General features: G+C 30.7%; 11 protein-coding genes. All 11 read right to left on the bottom strand.

Going from position 1 to position 13869, the window contains the following annotated elements; translation table 11 throughout:
- Nucleotides 1-8: 8 nt before the first annotated feature.
- Nucleotides 9-620 (bottom strand): class D sortase, encoded by a 612-nt coding sequence (locus ACI48Q_RS02030; protein ID WP_474917375.1) that lies wholly within the window; start codon nucleotides 618-620, stop codon nucleotides 9-11.
- 135 nt (nucleotides 621-755) lie between these two features.
- Nucleotides 756-4079 carry a 5'-nucleotidase C-terminal domain-containing protein gene (locus tag ACI48Q_RS02025; RefSeq protein ID WP_474917374.1) on the bottom strand — a complete coding sequence of 1108 codons (3324 nt, stop codon included), beginning with the start codon at nucleotides 4077-4079 and terminating at the stop codon, nucleotides 756-758.
- Between the two features lie 206 nt (nucleotides 4080-4285).
- The gene (locus ACI48Q_RS02020) at nucleotides 4286-4576 is read right to left on the bottom strand and encodes a Dabb family protein (RefSeq protein ID WP_474917373.1); all 291 of its coding nucleotides are present in this window, start codon (nucleotides 4574-4576) and stop codon (nucleotides 4286-4288) included.
- A gap of 13 nt (nucleotides 4577-4589) precedes the next feature.
- On the bottom strand, nucleotides 4590-5894 hold the full coding sequence (locus ACI48Q_RS02015; protein WP_474917372.1) for a DRTGG domain-containing protein: 1305 nt from the start codon (nucleotides 5892-5894) through the stop codon (nucleotides 4590-4592).
- A gap of 3 nt (nucleotides 5895-5897) precedes the next feature.
- Nucleotides 5898-6848, bottom strand: coding sequence for a DNA-binding protein WhiA (gene whiA / locus ACI48Q_RS02010; RefSeq protein ID WP_474917371.1), 951 nt, complete (start codon nucleotides 6846-6848; stop codon nucleotides 5898-5900).
- A 4-nt stretch (nucleotides 6849-6852) separates the two neighbouring features.
- Complete coding sequence (locus ACI48Q_RS02005) at nucleotides 6853-8193, bottom strand: gluconeogenesis factor YvcK family protein (protein WP_474917370.1); 1341 nt, start codon at nucleotides 8191-8193, stop codon at nucleotides 6853-6855.
- The gene (rapZ, locus tag ACI48Q_RS02000) at nucleotides 8190-9074 is read right to left on the bottom strand and encodes an RNase adapter RapZ (RefSeq protein ID WP_474917369.1); all 885 of its coding nucleotides are present in this window, start codon (nucleotides 9072-9074) and stop codon (nucleotides 8190-8192) included. The genes ACI48Q_RS02005 and rapZ overlap by 4 nt, the downstream gene beginning before the upstream one ends.
- A 327-nt stretch (nucleotides 9075-9401) precedes the next feature.
- Nucleotides 9402-10319 carry a UDP-N-acetylmuramate dehydrogenase gene (murB, locus tag ACI48Q_RS01995; protein ID WP_474917368.1) on the bottom strand — a complete coding sequence of 306 codons (918 nt, stop codon included), beginning with the start codon at nucleotides 10317-10319 and terminating at the stop codon, nucleotides 9402-9404.
- 229 nt (nucleotides 10320-10548) lie between these two features.
- Complete coding sequence (locus tag ACI48Q_RS01990) at nucleotides 10549-11271, bottom strand: phosphatase (protein ID WP_474917367.1); 723 nt, start codon at nucleotides 11269-11271, stop codon at nucleotides 10549-10551.
- Nucleotides 11272-11281: 10 nt separating this feature from the next.
- Nucleotides 11282-13144 (bottom strand): excinuclease ABC subunit UvrC, encoded by a 1863-nt coding sequence (gene uvrC, locus ACI48Q_RS01985; RefSeq protein ID WP_474917366.1) that lies wholly within the window; start codon nucleotides 13142-13144, stop codon nucleotides 11282-11284.
- A gap of 14 nt (nucleotides 13145-13158) precedes the next feature.
- Nucleotides 13159-13761 (bottom strand): metal-dependent hydrolase, encoded by a 603-nt coding sequence (locus ACI48Q_RS01980; RefSeq protein WP_474917365.1) that lies wholly within the window; start codon nucleotides 13759-13761, stop codon nucleotides 13159-13161.
- Nucleotides 13762-13869: the final 108 nt, after the last annotated feature.

Below are 13869 nucleotides of genomic sequence, written 5' to 3'. Positions count from 1 at the left end.
ATCACCTCCTAGTTTACTAATTCACCCTTAACTATTAATCTATCCTGACCGTCTGTGGTACAGGTAACAAGAGTTATAGTTGCATTCACAGTTTCATTTAGTACATAAGTATTTTCAGGTCCTACTACAAAAGTTTCAGTTACCTTATATACATATTTATTGTCATGAGTAGTTATTATTATATCATTTCCTGCAATTAATTTGTGAAGCTTAAGAAAAAATTCACCAGTTTCATAATTTCTATGGCCTGCCAATGCAAAATTCCCAATGCCACCTGGCACTGCAGTATTTTCAAAATGACCTACTGCATATTTTAATATGTGATCCTCTATGCCTTCTGCTACAACAGCCTTTAATTCTATTTTAGGAATTTCTATTATAGCAATTGGATCTACCTTATCTAAATAATCCATTTCATCTGGTTTCTTTTGTATATCTTTTAATTCATCTTTATCTTCAACTTTATTATTGCTAGCATTTTGTTTTTTCTCAATAAACCTATCATATAAGATATCCTGTGCTTTATTGGTTTCCCCTTTGCCTTTAAATGAATATCCAACTAAAAACGTTCCAATAACAATTAAGATAATACTAAAACCTAATACTATTTTTTTCTTCATAGTGACCCTCCCATATTTATTTTACTCTTTCAAGAGATCAGTTACCACCCTAGAATTATTTCATCTTATGACCTTATATCAAAATAAAAAAATTTATTGAAAAAGGAGCGTGAAATCACACTCCTTCAAAATTTACTATGCTGCTAATCCATTAATTTGCATTAATGATGTTATTTTTTGAACTTTATTTGCCGGTATTAAAAGTCCTTCTTTAACAAATTTTACTGATGGATATTTTGATAACTCTTTTATCATAGCATCCCTTATAACTATATTAGTATTAACCATGTTTTTAGCATTTTTGAAATTATATCCATCACCACCTGTTGCCATAAAGTCATTAGTTACTACTGTATAGTATTTATCTGCTTGTATTTTATTACCATCCATTAATTCTATACCAGTAACTCTTTCACCCTGTGGCTTAGCTTCATCATAATCAACCTTCATTCCATAATATTGAATCCATCCATATTCCTTATTATTTATACCATGTTCAAGGTTCTTTTTAATGTCTGCTCCTGATAATTCCATAGTCACTAATGTATTATCAAATGGGAAAATTCCATACATGTTTCCAACTGTTAAATTCCCCTTAGATAATGGACCTCTGATACCTCCACCATTAGTAATTCCAATTTGCGTTCCTGTAATTTCTTTCATTAATTTAGCATTAAACTGTCCAAGTATGCTTAATCCTTCATGTCTGTCATGTGGAAAATCATTTTCTAATACTGTTACAACCTTATCTAAAGTTGGCGCCAAATCCTTACTATATTTATCATATATTGCTTTAGTGGCTGGGTCTTCTGGTAAATCTTTAACTTTTACAGATAAATCTTCTATTGCAGCAGAAACATATAATTTCCCATCTAATCTTACTAGAGAAAGTTGACCAATATTTCTACCATTATTCTTAGCCTGAACTATTGGAACTCCATTTACTTCTCCTGCAACTGTTTGATGCGTATGTCCACAGATTATACCATCAATACCTTTCGCATTTTTAGCTAAATCTGCAGCTTCTCCTGTAATTACACCATTACTATCTTGGAATGCACCTAAGTGAGATAAAACTACAACAGCATCTACCTTTTCATTCTTGCTAATATAATCTGTCCAATAATTAGTTGTCTCTATTGGATCTTTAAATTCAAAATTTTCTACATTAGCTGGTAAAGTTTGAGTTGCAGTCTCTGGGGTTATTAATCCTATTAATGCTACTTTTATACCATTCTTGTCAATAACCTTATATGGCTTAGCAAAATTTACTGGCTTTCCAGTGTTCTTATCATATAAATTTGCTGCTAAGAAATCAAAGCCTCCATCCTTAGACCATTTTCCAATTTTGTTTATGTCCCAATCAAACTCATGATTACCTATAGCTGATGCTTCTACCTTTATTTCTTTAAGCATTTTACTAATAACGTCTCCATAAGTTAAGTTAGACATAGCAGTACCTTGATAAATATCTCCTGCTGAAACTACTGAATAAGCCATATTTTTATTACTTTTTGAAGTATAGCTTTTTATAGCTCCTGCAAATTTAGCTATGCCAGGGTCCTTAGAACTATTTTTGCTATCTACTGCTCCATGGTAATCATTAAATGTTAAGAAAGTCATTCCTTTGCCAAGTTTCTCAACATCTTGCCAGGTTATACTTCTAACATTAGGTGTTCTTCCATCTACTGAAGTTGGTATTGAAAGTTTACCTTCATTTACTAATTTTTGAGCTACTTCTCTTTTCTCCTTATTAAAATTATAACCTGTTACTTTCCAGTTATTATCTAATTCAGGTTTAATAGATACACCTTTAACTTCCACAATATATTTTCCAATTAAATCTCTAACTGCTGAAACTGGTTCACTTGCTGAGTCATAAATCACTTCAATTTTTTCACCTTTAAATAAACCAGAATCTTGATTTAATAATTGAGTATTAGCTCTATAATTATTTACTGTTAAATATATTACATCTGTATCTTTAATAGCTGTCCCATCCATAAAAGTTAGATTTTCTATCCTCTTTCCAACTTCTTTTGATATGTTAACTTCATATTTTACTCCACCAAACATATCATAATTATACATTCTTACCTTTTCATTAAAGGATATTGTCAAATCTCCAGGTTTAAAAGTGTTATAATACCCTGCTGACCACTCCATATATTTTTTTAATTGATTGCCAGTTATTTTTAAGGTCATTAATGTATTGTCATATTTATATACCTTTGATGTATCAGCTTTCTTAATTGGCCCCTCTGCAATATTGGCATTAGATGTAAATATTGCTGCTCCTGATACATGATGTGCTCCCTTAGGTACATGTTTTCCTGCATAATACATTTGAGTATCTAATATTAAATCTACTACTGCTGTATCTTGGATTTGTGCTTGAGTAATACCTTTGAACTCATCAGCAGGTGCTAAGCTTCCACCCTTAAGTTCTCCGATAACTTGCCTAGCATCTGTTAAAGCCTTTTGGTGGTAAGATCCAAATTTAGTTGCTAATGCTTTGTCAGTTGCTACTTTATCGTCTATAGCTATATTAGCTGATTTTTGTTCAACTACTTGATATTTTCCATCTACTTCTTTAACTTTTAATTCTATTTGTGATAAAAATTCACCATTACTTTTTGGCTCTACTATAATTGCATTACCTGCTTTTACATTAACAAATTCAGCATGTTCGTGTCCACATACTATAGCTGATATTTCTGGATTAGCTATTGCTACTTCTTTAGCGCTATCTCCATTACCATATTCAGAATTTTGTCCCATGTGTAGTACTGCCACAAATAAGTCAGCTCCGCCATTTTTCTTTATTTCTGTTATAGCTTTTTGAGTTTCGGTTACTGGACTGTTTACAGTATAGCCTTTTAAGTTTGGTCCATCCCATTTAGTTATATGAGGTGTTACCATACCTATTATAGCAATTTTAAGACCATCTCTTTCAACAATTCTATAAGCATCTGCAAGTCTGCTTCCATCAGGTTTATAAACATTTCCACACAGTGCTTTAGGTCCATTTAATTCCTTAAGTGCTTTTTCAAGGGCTGGAATCCCATAGTTAAACTCATGATTTCCTAATGTATAGGTATCATACTTCATTTCATTCATTCCTAATATCATAGGATGAATATCATCATTTAAAAATAATTGAGATGAATTGTCTTGAATAGTGTCTCCGCAATCAATTAAGATAGTATTAGGATTCGTTTTTCTTAATTCCTTAACCTTAGTTGATATTTTAGCCATAGATCCTTTGGTTAATTCTGTATCTGATGCATATTCCCATGGATAAAATCTCCCATGCAAATCTGATGTTCCAAGAATTTGTATTTTTTTCTCAGTACTGGCTGCATAAGCTTCTCTTACTGCTACTGGAGATATAATTTGCATTATAAATACAAATGCCAACAATAACACAATATATCTCTTCTTTACACTTTTAAACATAACGATCCCCCTTGATTACTTTTAAATTCATATAAGTTAATATATGTAAATAGATTATATCACTAAGGCATCTTTTTTAAAATATCAATATTGAATTTTATTAATTTATTTTCACTATTATTAATAAATATTAATATTATTCAACTAAAAAGGACTCCATCTCTGTAGCCCTTTTTAATAATTAAATACTTCAAATATTATGTTTTCTAATTAGTGTAATCCACAGTCTTAGATGAATCTATAAAAGGTTTTATCTTAGCTAATATCTCTTTTTGGTGATATGGATGTATCTGATAATTGTCCATATCTTCTTGCGAGTTGAATTTAGTTATTAAACATATATCAAAGGAACGCTCTGTATGTAATTCATCTACCCCTACTTCTAAATATTTTAATTGTGATATTTTTCCATCCATACTATTAAGTATATCACTAATTTTTGTAATATTTTCTTCAGTTGCTTCTTTCAATTTAAAAAGCACTATATGAGTGAACATAAATACTCTCTCCCTATCTGTTTTTTAACACCTTTGCAGATATCATGGCCTTTGCAATAAGATTTTTATTATGATTGTACATTGTAACCTCTACTTTAGAATAATATCTTCCTATATCTAGAACTTCTGAATAAGCATCAATAATTCTTCCTAATTGAACAGGTTTTGTAAAATATGAAGTAAAGCTGTCTATAGCCACATTTGTAGTTCCATCTTGTCTTAACGCCATAGTACCCATAGTGGATAGAAGCATATTAAGGGCATTCCATGATGCTGTTCCTATGGAGTCAAGCATTTCTGGCACTATTTCCCCTCTAAAATGAAGCACATTCTTCTTATTTTCAAAATCAAAATTCTTTAAAACAAAATCATCTAAGGTGTGTCCTATATGTGGTTGTCTTATAACTAACTGCATAGCTTTAATTACATCTTCTCTTGTTATAACCCCTATAAGCTTCTTTTTATTTACTACGGGACATAGCTTTATTCCTTCCCACGCCATTATATGAGCAGCATAAGCAACAGTAGTACTAGGCATTACTACTATTGGGTCTCTAGACATAATAGCGCCTATTATCTCTTCATCTTCATTATTTTTTATATCTCCAATATTTACCACACCTACCACTTTAAAATTCTCATCTATTACTGGATATCTCTCATGTCTACTATCTTCTACTAACTTTTTTAAGTTTTTAATTTTATCTGATGTCTTAAGATATTCAGGTTTCTTCTCCATAATATCCTCAACTAATATTATATCTTTCTTAATATTATTTTCAGATATGGCCTTATTGATTATAGTAGCTACAGTAAAAGTATCATAGGTACAAGATATAAGTGGTAATTTATTTTTATCCGCCAACTTTTTTATTTCATCACTAACAGAAAAGCCTCCAGTTATTAAGACTGCACATTCTTTTTGTAATGCTAATCTTTGGGCCTCTTCTCTATTTCCAACTATTAAAAGAGCACCTGGGCTTATATATCTTTCTATAGTATTTACTTCCATAGCGCCAATAACAAATCTTTCTAAAAATTTATCTACACCATTTTTTCCACCTAATAGAGTTCCATCTACTATATTTACAATTTCTCTAAAGGTGATTCTGTCTAAATTCTTCTTTTCTAACTTTTCTACTCTTACTGTTCCTACTCTAGGAACAGTGTTTACTATACCTATATTTTCACATTCTTTTATAGCCCTATAGGCTGTGCCATCACTTACACTTAAGTCACTACTTATTCCCCTAACAGAAATTTTAGTTCCAATCTCTAATGAAAGGATATATTTTATTATTTCCTCATGTTTTGACATAAATTATCTACCTTCTTTTCTAAGTTCATCCGCTATCTTCTCTATTCTTCTAAGCCTATGATTGACCCCTGACTTTCCTACTGGAGGGGTGAGCATAGCTCCCAGTTCTTTTAATGACTCATCTGGAAAAGATAATCTAAGTTCAGCAATCTCCCTTAAATTCTTAGGAAGTCTACCGAGCCCAATCTCTTCTTGAATTAAATTTATGCTTTCAACCTGACGAACTGCAGCATTTACCGTTTTACTTAAATTAGCTGTCTCACAATTAACTATCCTATTTACGTTATTTCTCATTTCCTTCATAATTCTTATATTTTCTAATTCTAAGAGAGAGCTATGAGCACCTATTATGTTCAATAGATCCACTATCTGCTCTCCTTCTTTAATATATATTACAAAGCTATTTTTCCTTTGAATAACCTTAGAATTTAGTTTATAAGAGTTAATTAATGTACTAAGCTCTGTAGCATACTCATAATTATGAGTTACAAACTCTAAATGATAGGTTTTTTCTGGATTACTTATACTTCCTCCACCTAAAAAGGCTCCTCTAATATAAGCTCTCTTACATCCTTCTTCTATAATAAGTCCCTTTGGTATAGTATAGTCTAATGTGAATAAGTCCTCTTTCCCTATAATTCCAACCTGTTTAAGTAATTGCTTTACATCTACATTTTCCGGAATTATAACCATATATATATTATTTTTCTTTAGTGAATTGCTCTTTTTTACTAACAATTTAGTATGAATATTAAAATGTTCCTTTAATAACTTAAATATAAGTCTAGCTATTGAAGGATTTTCTGTAACAACCTTGAATGTAAGCGCTCTATTAGAGCTAAAACCTAAGGTTCCACTGGCTTTCATTATAGCTGATAATTCAGCTATAGCCTCCTCCTTAGATACTTCGCTATATCTGCATACCTCGTTTTTAACCTGTAGTGAAAATGACATATCTTTACTCCCTATCCTTTTTATCTTCTTCTAGTTTCTGAGACAAATATAAAAATTCTAATGATCTCTTCTCATCTTTGCTCATTTTCTTGTTAAGTATTGTTTCAATTACAATATTAGCTAATTTATTTTCATCATGCCTTATATATCCATTTTTTATCTTCATTATATTACTCTGAATATACTTAACTTTTAACTCATCATTTTTTCTTTCTCCTAACTTTACAAAGTCAGCACCTTCATCAAGATATTTCCTTTTAGTTTCATAATCTGATCCATCATTAGTTCTATTAATGATGGCATAATCTATACTTAATCCTTCACAATGCTTGTATAAAGCTCTTATATGATCCTGAACAGTGAAATTATCACTCTCACCTGGTTGCGTCATTATATTACACACATATATTTTCAAACCACTGCTTTTCTCTATAGCTTCTCTTACATCGCTTACCATTAAATTAGGAATTACGCTGGTGTATACGCTACCTGGTCCAAAGACTATAGCATCTGCCTCAAGTATAGCATCAACTGCTTCCTTTACGCCAGCCACTTCCTTAGGTTCTAAAAAAACCTGTTCTATTGGAGAATTTCTTTTTATACATTCTTTTGGTATGGTTGACTCTCCTCTTACCAGTGAACCATTCTTTAGTCGTGCAAAAAGCTGTACATTATCTAATGTTACAGGAAGTACTCTTCCTGTAACTGCAAGTACAGAACTAGTCTTTTTTACTGCTTCTAAAAAATTGTCTGAGATTCCATCCATAGCTGCAAGAAATAAGTTTCCGAAATTTTGATCTTCTAGAATTCCCTCTTTAAACCTATATTCAAACAAATCCTCCATCACAGGCTCTGTATCTGCTAATGCTATTATACAGTTTCTTATATCTCCTGGTGGAAGCATTCCTAAGTCCTCTCTAAGCATACCAGAACCACCGCCATCATCTGCTACTGTTACAATTGCTGTAATGTTAGAAGTGTATTTCTTAAGTCCTCTAAGCATATTAGAAAGTCCTGTTCCTCCTCCAATTGCAACTATTTTAGGTCCCTTTACTAATATACTTTTTTCGTAAATAATATCTTTGAGCTTTCTATTACTCCCTATATTTAAAGCCTCAAAATTAATCAGTGTAATTATTTTTTTAGTATAGTTCTTTATTCCTGATACTAAAAAAAATCCTCCTAGAAATAATATAAATATAAAAAATCCATTATATTCAATTCCTCTATTTAAGGTATATAAAAATCCAACTATACTATAGGTTAATAAGATAATACCTATAATCATTTTCCCAATCCATCTTTTTATTCCTATCCCTGGGGTAAGCCATCGACTTAGCTTCATAGCTTTCCTGCTCCTCTATTTACATCCTCATTTATATCTCTATGATCTATAGTTACATTATTACCTTGATGGTTTAAAAGTTCACACACCTTATTAGCAATGGCTACGGAACGATGTCTTCCACCTGTACACCCAATAGAAACGATAAGCTGTCTTTTTCCCTCGTTCTTATAGTTCGGTATTAAAAATGTAATCATATCCATTAACTTATCTAAAAACTGTTTTGTTTCTATTTTTGAAAGCACATAATCCTTTACTGGTTTATCTAAGCCGCTTAAAGGTTTTAATTCCTTAATATAATAAGGATTTGGTATAAATCTAACATCAAACACTAAATCTGAATCCAGTGGTATACCATATTTAAATCCAAAGGATAACACATTTATTAATAATTTTGATTCAATGGCCCCGGCATCTCCATACTCTCTAACTATTTCCTCATTTAACTGCTTATTAGTAAGCTTTGAAGTATCTATTATATTATTTGCCCTTTCTCTTATTCCTCTCAATTTTTTTCTTTCTATAGCTATGCCATTAATAACTCTTCCATCTGGTGCTAATGGATGCTTTCTTCTAGATTCTTTATAGCGTTTTACTAAAACTTCATCCCTAGCTTCTAAAAATAAAACCTCATATTTATAGCCTTCTCTATCTAGTTTATTTAGACTTTCTAATAGGTCATCAAAAAACCTTCTTACCCTTATATCTACCACTATAGCAATTTTATCAATCTTACCTTCAGTTTGAAAGCAAGCTTCTGCAAATTTTATTATTAATGTGGGAGGTAAATTATCTACACAAAAATATCCTAAGTCTTCAAGACTTATTATAGTTTGAGTTTTTCCTGCCCCAGACATTCCAGTTACAACTAAAAATTTCATATATAACCCTCCCTTAAATAATATTATATTAAATATATGCTTAAAATACACATCAACTTAATTAGAAGTATACCAATAAAAACTATTCTATTATCTAATATTATATCATAAATTGATTTCCAATAAAGCATGCTATAAATGTGTAATAAGTAAATTTTTACATATCAAATAAAAAGACAACCACCCTTAAGGTTAGTTGCCTTTTATTAATTATATAGTAGCAAATATAAATTTTAGTGAATTTTAAAATTTACAATTCTGCTCTTCTGTACCTATATTAGATCTCATTCATCCTGACATTCCAAGTTTTTACTCCCTATTTTTATTCTAGCTATCTTCACCTACTATTCTAACTTCAGTATGTAACTCAACCTGAAATTTTTCATATACTCTAGCTTTTACTACTTCAATTAAATCTAATAAATCCTTTGAAGTAGCATTACCTTTGTTTATGATAAAGCCTGAATGTTTTTCAGACACCTCAGCATCTCCAACATGGACTCCCTTTAGTCCTGCATCTTGGATTAGTTTTCCAGCAAAATAGCCTTCTGGTCTCTTAAATGTACTTCCAGCAGATGCATATTCCAAAGGCTGTCTATCACTTCTTTTTTTGGTTAATTCATCAATTCTTCCACCTATTACAGTTTTATCCCCTTGTTCCAACTGTAGTGTAACCTCTAAAACTACATAATTATATTTTAAAATAGCACTTATTCTATATTCAAATTCCATTTCTTCCTTGGAGAGAGTTATTAGTTCTCCCTTATCATTAATCACAAGTACACTATGAACTACCTTTGACATTTCCCCATCATATGCCCCAGCATTCATAGCAGTAGCTCCCCCTATACTTCCAGGTATACCGGACGCAAATTCAAAGCCTTTTAATCCATTTTTTAAAGCATGTTTTGCTACATCACATAATCTAGCACCACTTTGAACAATCATCTTATCTTCTTCTACAAAAATTTCATTTAATTTTTCAAATTTAATTACTACTCCCCTTATACCTCCATCTTTAACTAAAAGATTAGATCCATTACCAAGTATAAAATAATTTACATTCTTAGCTTTACAAAAATCTATTACTTTTTTAGTAGATTCGTAGCTATTTGGAAATACCATCATATCTGCTGGTCCTCCAACTTTAAAAGAAGTATGATTCTTCATCGGTTCATTTAATTTAACATTATCATTTCCTGCAATTGTTATAATTTCATTTACAATATTTTTGTTCAGATTCATGTTGTACCTCTTACTATTTATTACTATATATATTTAGTATAAGGCATCTGAAGAAAAATAACTAGTCAAATATTTTAAAGTATAGTTTGCATAAGACAAGCCACAGATTTCATTTATAATGGTGCTCTCAGTAGGTTTTGTCGACTCGGTGTCACGCAAAATAAATCATTAGACTGACTAGTTATTTTTTTGAAGATACCTAAATTAATCATTGCATATATATCAATAATTAATCAATACTTTTTCCCTTGTTCCTTAAATAATTGATAAATTTCTCTTCATCATTATTCATTATTAATTCTTCTGGCATGTTCAAATCCTGTATAAGTTTCTCTGCATCCTCAAATTCGCCTATACTAAAGCAGGTATGAGCATCACTTCCAAACATTATTTTAACCCCATGTTCCTTACATAGCTCCGCAATTCTATAGCAATTTTTTTCACAACCAGCTCTAAATCCGCTAAAAGAACTATTATTTATTTCTATTATTATGTCTTTTTCCTTAGCTTTCTTTACAAATGCCTCATAATCTATAGGGAATTGATTATTTCCTGGATGTCCAATTATCATTACATTTGGATTATCCATTACTTTTAGAAGTGCTCTTGTATTTTCTTCTATATTACCTGATTTAATGCATGGTCTATGTAAACTTGCAATCATATAATCCAATGATTCCTGTATATCTTCTGGAATATCTAAGTTTCCATCAAAATCTAGAATATTAGCCTCACATCCCCTTAAGATTTTTACTCCATATATTTCTCTTGGTATGACTCTAATATTTGCAAAATGAAATATATGAGGTCCTCCTGGCATAGTTGGGCCATGGTCTGATACCCCTATAACTTTCATTCCTTTTTGAGAAGCTTCTTTAACATTTTCTAAAAGTGTAGTATATGCATGACCACTAACTATTGTGTGAGTATGTACATCTACAACATTTTTCATAATATCCCTCCTAACTATTCTTTCTAAAATACTCTATAACACTTTCACTAGATTTACTATCCATAGAGGGTGTACTCATTAGTTCCTCATAAGTGGCTTTTTTGATATTATCGATACTTCCGAATTTTTTAAGTAGTTCTCTCCTTCTCTTTTCTCCTATTTTAGGTATTTCTTCTAATATAGAATATAGAGTTCGTTTATCTCTTAAGGTTCTATGATAGGTTATAGCGAACCTATGAACCTCATCTTGTATTCGCGTAATTAGATGCATTCCTTTAGAATTCTGTCTTAACATTATTTCTTTGTTGTCATATATCAACCCTCTAGTTCTGTGCTTTTCATCCTTTACCATTCCACATACAGGTATGTCTATATTTAAACTTTTAAGAACTTCCAAAGCTATATTTACCTGTCCTTTCCCACCATCCATCATTATTAGATCTGGGAAAACAGAAAACTTTCCTGAAGAAAAATCAAGCTTATTTTCTACTATATTCTTTAATTCATCTAATCCATGGCTAAATCTTCTCTGTAATATTTCTTTCATAGAACCATAATCATCAGCACCTTCTATAGATTTTATCTTAAATCTTCTATAGTCGCTATTTTTAGCTACTCCATCTTGAAATACTACCATAGTTCCCACTGAATCCATTCCCATGATATTAGAAATATCATAAGCCTCTATTCTATGTGGTAATTCCTCCAAATTCAATACTTCTTGTATCTCTCCTAAAGCTATACCATTTAATTCTTTATCTACTTTATGTTTTATTTTAAACATCTCTAGACTATGAGAAGCATTCTTTCCCACCATATCTAAAGTTTTTTTCTTTTCTCCCTTTTGAGGGTTTTTTATAGTAACCTTATAGGCTTTTTTCATAGACAACCACTGCTCTAGTATTTCTATATCTTCACAATGTTCTGCATATATAATTTTAGGTATAAAGGCAGTTCCACTATAAAAATTCTTTATGAAGTCACCTATCACTTCTCCCGGTTCTTCTCCCCCTGTATCATCTAGTATGAAATCTTCTCTTCCTATAATTTTCCCATCTCTTAAAAAGAATATTTGTACACAACTGTCCTTTTCGTCTTGGCTTATTCCAATGAAATCTTCATTTTCAAAATTGTTACTTATTATTTTCTGCTTTTCATTTATCTTATCTATAGCTAATAGTTTATCTCTCAATATGGCCGCACCTTCAAAATCCAATTCTTCTGAGGCTTTTTCCATATCTCTTCTTAGCTTTTCTGTAATTTCCTTGCCTTTTCCTGTCAGTAAATCTACAACTTCATCAACAATTTTACCATAATCTTTCTTTGATATTAACCCATAACAAGGTCCTTTACATAGTTTTATATGATAGTTGAGACAAGTTTTAGACTTTGGCCCATCTTCCTTTATAACTCTTCTACAGGTTCTAAGTGGGAATATTTTCTTTATTAAATCATAAATCACATACACTGCAGTACCATCGGTATATGGCCCAAAATACCTAGCTGAATCATTTGCATAGTTTCTTGTAACTATTACCCTCGGAAATTCTTCATTAGTTATTTTAATAAAAGGAAAATATTTATCATCCTTTAATAATATGTTATATTTAGGGCTATACTTTTTTATTAAGTTACATTCTAAGATTAATGCTTCCATTTCTGAATCTGTCACTATGTATTCAAATTCTGATATGTTTTTAACCATAGCTTTTACTTTTTCACTATGATTTTTAGAATTTTGAAAATATTGTCTAACTCTATTTTTAAGATTTTTAGCCTTACCTACATATATTACTTCTCCTAAAGAATTTTTCATAATATAAACTCCTGGATTATCAGGAAGATTTTTTAGCTGGAATTCAAAATCAAACATATTTTCTCACCTCTTTAAAAAAATGTAGGTAATTTACATATAATATAAGCTATAGAAAGAATAATTAAAATTCCTTCTATAAAATTCCCTAATGGCTTACCACTTGAATATGTAATAAACATTTTATGTTTCTTATTTGAAAGTGGATAAAATAATGGAATACCTCTTTTAGTACACATATCACCTAATAGATGTAATAAAAATCCTATAGTAAAAAACAAATTAATGTCAATAAAATTATATAGATTACTCAAAAATCTAATGGTAATATTAAACATAATCAATCCAAATATACTGTGAGTAAAGCCAGTTCTATGGGTCGAAAGTGATATTAATATTAATGAAATACCTACTATCTTTAGCATAATAGATGCAGTAAAAAAACTGTCAATATATAGAACTATTATTCCTAAAGTTAAAAATATAAATACCCTCATAGATCCATTTCGGATAGGTAATAAATATTTATTTATAAGACTTTTATGGTGATCTATATCTGGTAAAAGTGACCCTAATATTGCAAAAATAAGATTAGTTAAGTTGAATTTCCCAGGCAATATACTACATAAATATACAAAACTTACTGCTCCAATAGTTCCATGTGTCTTACCCTTCATGATGTCCTCCTTTAAATAAAATACGAAGCATTTTATTTTAGGTAAAGGTGCCGTAGGCATAGGTAAATACTCACTGCGTTCGTGGTAAGGCGTCACTTTGTGCCAGGT

This window comes from Clostridium sp. LXY-7 (genome assembly GCF_056172015.1).
The sequence above is the reverse complement of the archived record's forward strand: the minus strand, read 5'-3'. Positions and strand labels throughout refer to the sequence as shown.

Bases quoted from the DNA above. Each gene is read 5' to 3' on its own strand.
- ACI48Q_RS02030 (WP_474917375.1), bottom strand. From the start codon at position 620: ATGAAGAAAAAAATAGTATTAGGTTTTAGTATTATCTTAATTGTTATT.
- ACI48Q_RS02025 (WP_474917374.1), bottom strand. From the start codon at position 4,079: ATGTTTAAAAGTGTAAAGAAGAGATATATTGTGTTATTGTTGGCATTT.
- ACI48Q_RS02020 (WP_474917373.1), bottom strand. From the start codon at position 4,576: ATGTTCACTCATATAGTGCTTTTTAAATTGAAAGAAGCAACTGAAGAA.
- ACI48Q_RS02015 (WP_474917372.1), bottom strand. From the start codon at position 5,894: ATGTCAAAACATGAGGAAATAATAAAATATATCCTTTCATTAGAGATT.
- whiA (WP_474917371.1), bottom strand. From the start codon at position 6,848: ATGTCATTTTCACTACAGGTTAAAAACGAGGTATGCAGATATAGCGAA.
- ACI48Q_RS02005 (WP_474917370.1), bottom strand. From the start codon at position 8,193: ATGAAGCTAAGTCGATGGCTTACCCCAGGGATAGGAATAAAAAGATGG.
- rapZ (WP_474917369.1), bottom strand. From the start codon at position 9,074: ATGAAATTTTTAGTTGTAACTGGAATGTCTGGGGCAGGAAAAACTCAA.
- murB (WP_474917368.1), bottom strand. From the start codon at position 10,319: ATGAATCTGAACAAAAATATTGTAAATGAAATTATAACAATTGCAGGA.
- ACI48Q_RS01990 (WP_474917367.1), bottom strand. From the start codon at position 11,271: ATGAAAAATGTTGTAGATGTACATACTCACACAATAGTTAGTGGTCAT.
- uvrC (WP_474917366.1), bottom strand. From the start codon at position 13,144: ATGTTTGATTTTGAATTCCAGCTAAAAAATCTTCCTGATAATCCAGGA.
- ACI48Q_RS01980 (WP_474917365.1), bottom strand. From the start codon at position 13,761: ATGAAGGGTAAGACACATGGAACTATTGGAGCAGTAAGTTTTGTATAT.